Below are 5,418 nucleotides of genomic sequence, written 5' to 3' on the forward strand. Positions count from 1 at the left end.
GTTTCAAGCGCCCAACGTCAATTGCGAACGCCACGGGCCGCGCGCGAAAATAGATGACCAGGCGTGACCGGACCGGCCCCTTCATTATTGCCGAATGTTCGCCTATATAGATGCAACAGCCGAAATCGAAGGAGACCAACGCAATGACGGAGAAGAAACCGCCGCACGCATTCGACGCCAAGCCGGTGCTCGATCTCATCGCCAGCATCGAGGCCGACCTGCAGCGCCTGAAGGGCCTGGTCCAGGAACAGCTCGAGAAATTCGATCCCGCCAACCCGCACAACAAGACGCCGGACGGCAAGCTGACCGAGGAGGGCGCGGAGTGCTGCTACCGCATGTTCGACGAAGGCAAGTCGCGCTACACGGTTTCCCAGCAGATGAAGATATCCTTCGCCGCCGCCACCCACCGCTTCAACACCTGGCGCAAGCTCGGCGGCAAGAAGCGGACGCCGACGCTGCTGGGGTGAGCGGGGCGTTCGCATGACCGCGATTGGCCGTGGCCATATTCCCGATCGTCATTCCAGGGCGGAGCAAGGAGCGAAGCGACGCGCGCAGACCCTGGAATCCATGCCGTGACGCTAAGGCGTTGCAGCGGTTACAGAATTCTGCACCGTCGCGCGCACCGCGAAGGTCACGGCATGGATACTCGGGTCAAGCCCGAGTATGACGAAGGGATAGGCGACTCGGCTAATCGCATAGGTCGCGCCAACAGCGCCCGCTCCGCCCGGCGCCACTTTCAGCCACAGCGCTTTCTCGTCCAGTATCAAGACAAGCCCAGCGACCCGGGACAGCATCAGCCTTTTGCGATTGGCGGTAGCCAAAATTCCCGACGAAGGTGAAGGGGCGCCGGCGCACCACCGCCAAACCTTGTCTCCATCACATTTTTTCGTTGGCGCGCGCCGGCCTTTTGCGTGCACCATGGGCGATCGCGTTCTTTCGCAAGGCCCACCATGACCACCCTGCCCGGCATCCTGGACATCCGCGCCGCCGCCGAACGGCTTTCCGGCCTGATCGTCGAAACGCCGCTGATCGAATCGCCGGAGCTCAACAGGCGCCATGGCGGCCGCATCCTGTTCAAGCCGGAGACGCTGCAGCGCACCGGTTCCTTCAAGATCCGCGGCGCCTATAACAAATTGTCGACGCTGAGCGAGGAAGAGCGCAAGCGCGGCGTTGTCGCCTTCTCGTCAGGCAACCATGCGCAGGGCGTGGCGACGTCGGCCGCCCTGTTCGGCGTCAAGGCGGTGATCGCCATGCCGGCCGACGCGCCGGCGATGAAAATCGGCAATGTCCGCAGGATGGGCGCCGAGGTGGTGACGTTCGACCGTTTCAAGGAGGATCGCATGACGGTCGTGCGCCCCTATATCGAGCAAGGCATGGTGCTGGTGCCGCCCTTCGACGATCCGGCCATCATTGCCGGCCAGGGCACGATCGGGCTGGAATTGATGCGGCAAGCCAAGGCGCTCGGCGTGGCGCTCGACGCCGTCGTCGTCCCTTGCGGGGGCGGCGGCCTGTCGAGCGGCATTTCCGTCGCGGTCAAGGACGCCTCGCCCAATACGCAAGTCTGGGCGGTCGAGCCGGAGCATTTCGACGACACGCGCCGCTCGCTGGCCAAGGGCGAGCGGGTCTCGAACGATCCCGGCCACAGCTCGATCTGCGACGCGCTGCTCACCGCCGAGCCCGGCGCCATCACCTTCGAGATCAACCGTAAGAATCTCGCCGGCGCCATTGCCGTGTCCGACAAGGCGGCGGGGCAGGCGATGCGCGACGCCATGGCCCATCTCAAGCTTGTGGTCGAGCCCGGCGGCTGCGTCGCGTTTGCCGCGCTCTCCTCCGGCGAGATCGACCTGGCCGGCAAATGCGTTGCCGTGGTGCTGTCCGGCGGCAATGTCGATTTCAGCACCTATGCGGAGATCATGGCGGCGGCGTAACCAAGTACCCTTCAATTAGACAAACTAAGAGCACGTGGGTATTTGGTTGGCGCGAGTGTTGCAAACCTGTGCAGCACGAACAGCGCGGTTCGAGCAAACATATGGCTCTTTCGATCTACCTTGCCACGAGGAAAAAGCTAATCAGCCATGGGGTGAAAAATACACCCGATGGAAATCTTACCCTTACCGACACAGGTCTATTCCTCCTGTTCGTTCGCTTGGAGAGAGCACAACGCTCAAAATCATTTGAAGCCGTCCAAGCGGCAGTTCAGGCTATCGAGAGTTACACAGAATCAATTGGGAAGCGATACCTGACGCTCTTCGCCTATATGTACATATATTTCTCGGATGGAACTCCGAAATTGACCGAGCTAGACGAGATCCTGGAGGACGGTGGCGTGAGGAAAACAAAGGAGTACAGACGAGCCGTCACCGACGAAGAGATCGTCATCTCCGCTTGGGCTGCGCTCAAATTCGACAGATACCGGGATAGTTTCTTTCGCGCCTTGTATTCACGTCGGCCTAATCCAGCGTCCGCCTGAACCGCACCAGCGCGACCCCGGCAAACAGCGCCACGAACACCGCCAGCCAGCCGATTTCCGTCGCCACCGCCGGCAGCTCGGCGCCCTTGAGCATGACCGCGCGGGTGATGCGCAGGAAATGCGTCAGCGGAAAGATCTCGCCAAGGCTCTGCGCCCAGCCCGGCATGCCGCGATAGGGGAACATGAAGCCGGAAAGCAGCAGCGACGGCAGGAAAAAGAAGAAGGTCAGCTGCATGGCCTGCATCTGCGAGCGGGCCATGGTCGAGATCGTGTAGCCGAGCAGCACCAGGGAAAGCACGAAGACCAGTACCGAGGAGAGCAGCAGTGTCAGGCTGCCGACGAAGGGGATGCCGAACAGGAGCTTCGCGGCCACCAGCACCACCACCACCTGCACGGCGCCGACCACGAGGTAAGGCAGCACCTTGCCCAGCATGATCTCCAGCGGGCTTGAGGGCATGGCCAGAAGGTTTTCCATCGTGCCCCGCTCGGTTTCCCGGGTCAGCGCCATCGCCGTCATCATCACCATGGTCATTTGCAGGATGACACCAAGCAAGCCGGGCACGATGTTGTATTGCGAGACGCCTTCCGGATTGTAGCGCCGGTGCACGACGACATCGAGCTGGCCGCGCGCCGCTTCCCTGGCCGCGTCCTGGGTGCCCTGGGCTCTCAGCAGCGCCTGGCCGGCAACGGTGCTGAGCGTCGAGATGGCGCCGCTGGCGACGGACGGGTCGGTGGCGTCGGCCTCGATCAGGATCTGCGGGTTGTCGCCGCGCTCGACGCGGCGCGCGAAATCGGCGGGAATGGTGACGACGAAGGAGACGTCACCGCGCGCCATCAGGAACTCGGCCTCGTCAGCGCTTTGCGCGACATGGTCGAAGCGGTAGTAGCCGGTGGTCTGCAGCGCCGAGACCATGGCCCGCGTGTAGGGATCGCTGCTGGTCGCCACCAGCGCGGCCGGCAGGCTCTTCGGGTCGTTGTTGATCGCAAAGCCGAACAGCACGAGCTGCATCAGCGGCACGCCCAGCATCATGGCGAAGGTGATGCGGTCGCGCCGCATCTGGATGAATTCCTTGGTGAGCAGCGCGCCAAGCCTGGCGAAGGAGAAGACCGCGTTCATGCCATATTGTCCTTCGAGCCGGACATGAACTGGATGAACACATCCTCGAGGCTGGTCTCGCCCGGCGTCACCGTCACGTCCTTGTGCTCCTTCTCGACGTCGGCAAGCGCCTTCTCCAGCGCCGCCTTGTCGGAGCCGACGACATGCAGCGTCGCGCCGAACGGCGCCACTTGGTCGACGCCCGGCCGGCCCTGCAGCGCCTGGGCGACCTGGTCTAGCCCCGGCCCATGCAGCACGAACGTGGTCAGCCCGGCATTCTTCACCACCTCATCGACCGTGCCGGTGGCAAGCATCTTGCCGTAGGAGATGTAGCTGATGCGGTGGCAGCGCTCGGCCTCGTCCATGTAATGGGTGGAGACGAGCACGGTGAGCCCGCCGCCGGCGAGGCGGTGGATCTCGTCCCAGAACTCGCGCCGCGCCTTGGGATCGACCCCGGCGGTCGGCTCGTCGAGCAGAAGCAGCTTCGGCTTGTGCATGATGCAGGCCGCCAGCGCCAGCCGCTGCTTCCAGCCGCCGGAAAGCGTGCCGGCCAGCTGGTTGCGGCGGCTCGCCAGGCCGAGCTCTTCCAATGTCCTGGCCACATAGTGCTCGACCGGCTTCAGCTGGTAGAGCCGCGCCACGAATTCCAGGTTCTCGCCGATCGTCAGATCCTCGTAGAACGAGAATTTCTGCGTCATGTAGCCGACTTCGCGCTTGATCTTGAGCGCGTCGGTGCGGATGTCGAAACCCAGCACCGTGCCGTCGCCCTCGTCGGGCGTCAAAAGCCCGCACATGATGCGGATGGTCGTCGTCTTGCCCGAGCCGTTCGGCCCGAGGAAGCCGACGATCTCGCCTTCGGCGACCGTCATCGTCACATGGTCGACGACCGTCTTGTCGCCGAAGCGCTTGACCAGGCCGCGGACGTCGATGGCGTTCATTGCCCCATATCCGCGAGATCGACATCGACGATCTGGCCGGGCTGCAGCGGTCCGGCGTCGCCCTCCGGCCGCGCCTCGACGAGATAGACCAGCTTCTGCCGGTTCTCGAGCGAGTAGATCACCGGCGGCGTGAATTCCGGATCGGGCGAGACATAGCTGACGCGCGCCTTGAGCCCCGCCCCGCAGCCATCGCAATGGACGCTGAGCCCGGTGCCGACCTTAACCGACGAGAACGCGCTTTCGGGCACATAGACGCTGAGCTTCACGGCGCCGTCCGGCAGCATCGAGATCACCGGCGCGGTCGGCCCGGCCGTGTCGCCGGGATTGCGGATCACGTCGTTGACGCGTCCGGGCGAGGGCGCCGTCAGCACCCGCTTCGACAGCCGCCACTCAGCCTGCCGCAGGGCAGACTGCGCCTGCTTGACCTGGTTGTCGGCGGCCTTGATGGTTTCGGGGCGTGCCGGCAGGTTGCCGACGGCGAGATTGGCTTCCGCCTGGCCGACCTGCGCGTTGGCCGTCTCCAGCGAGGCCGAGGCGGTGTCGTAGTCGGCCTGCGTGCCGGTGCCGCGTTTGTAGAGGTCGCTGGCGCGGTCATATTTGCGCTTGGCGTCGGCGGCCTGGGCTTTTGCCATGTCGACCTCGGCCTTGAGCACGGCGATCTCTTCCGAACGCTTGCCGACCTGCAGGTCGGCAAGCTGCGCCTGCGCCTGGGCAAGCGCGGCCTCGGCCTGCGCCACCTCGATCCTGGCGTCGGCATCTTCCAGCGTCGCCACCGCCGCGCCGGTCTCGACGCGGTCGCCGCGCCTCACCGTCACCGTCGCCACCTGGGCCACTTCGATCGGCGCCATCAGCACATATTCGCCGTCGGCTATGTCGAAGGCGAATATGTGCTGATGGCGCCGATCGAAGTGGCC

General features: G+C 64.3%; 7 protein-coding genes. 3 read left to right on the forward strand and 4 right to left on the reverse strand.

Annotated elements, in window-relative coordinates; all coding sequences use genetic code 11:
• Positions 1-143 precede the first annotated feature (143 nt).
• Entirely contained in the window at positions 144-467 is a 324-nt protein-coding gene (locus EOA23_RS31075; protein WP_127306927.1) for a hypothetical protein, read from the forward strand.
• Positions 468-578: 111 nt separating this feature from the next.
• Here the strand turns inward: EOA23_RS31075 and EOA23_RS31080 are convergent, their stop codons facing one another.
• On the reverse strand, positions 579-920 hold the full coding sequence (locus tag EOA23_RS31080) for a hypothetical protein (protein ID WP_127306928.1): 342 nt from the start codon (positions 918-920) through the stop codon (positions 579-581).
• 30 nt (positions 921-950) lie between these two features.
• Here EOA23_RS31080 and EOA23_RS31085 point away from each other — a divergent pair, with 30 nt between their 5' ends.
• Complete coding sequence (locus EOA23_RS31085) at positions 951-1,928, forward strand: threonine/serine dehydratase (RefSeq protein ID WP_127306929.1); 978 nt, start codon at positions 951-953, stop codon at positions 1,926-1,928.
• A 101-nt stretch (positions 1,929-2,029) separates the two neighbouring features.
• Positions 2,030-2,470, forward strand: a complete 441-nt coding sequence (locus EOA23_RS31090) for a hypothetical protein (RefSeq protein WP_127306930.1) — start codon at positions 2,030-2,032, stop codon at positions 2,468-2,470.
• Here EOA23_RS31090 and EOA23_RS31095 read toward each other — a convergent pair.
• The 3 genes from EOA23_RS31095 to EOA23_RS31105 are packed head-to-tail and all read right to left on the reverse strand — an operon-like array spanning position 2,451 to position 5,391.
• Entirely contained in the window at positions 2,451-3,587 is a 1,137-nt protein-coding gene (locus EOA23_RS31095) for an ABC transporter permease (RefSeq protein WP_127306931.1), read from the reverse strand. The genes EOA23_RS31090 and EOA23_RS31095 overlap by 20 nt on opposite strands.
• A complete protein-coding gene (locus EOA23_RS31100) occupies positions 3,584-4,504 on the reverse strand; it encodes an ABC transporter ATP-binding protein (RefSeq protein WP_127306932.1) in 921 nt (306 codons plus the stop codon). Before EOA23_RS31100 ends, EOA23_RS31095 begins: the two co-directional genes overlap by 4 nt.
• Entirely contained in the window at positions 4,501-5,391 is an 891-nt protein-coding gene (locus tag EOA23_RS31105; protein WP_245474398.1) for an HlyD family efflux transporter periplasmic adaptor subunit, read from the reverse strand. The genes EOA23_RS31100 and EOA23_RS31105 overlap by 4 nt, the downstream gene beginning before the upstream one ends.
• Positions 5,392-5,418 lie beyond the last annotated feature (27 nt).

Source organism: Mesorhizobium sp. M2A.F.Ca.ET.042.01.1.1 (genome assembly GCF_003997405.1).
GTDB lineage: Bacteria > Pseudomonadota > Alphaproteobacteria > Rhizobiales > Rhizobiaceae > Mesorhizobium.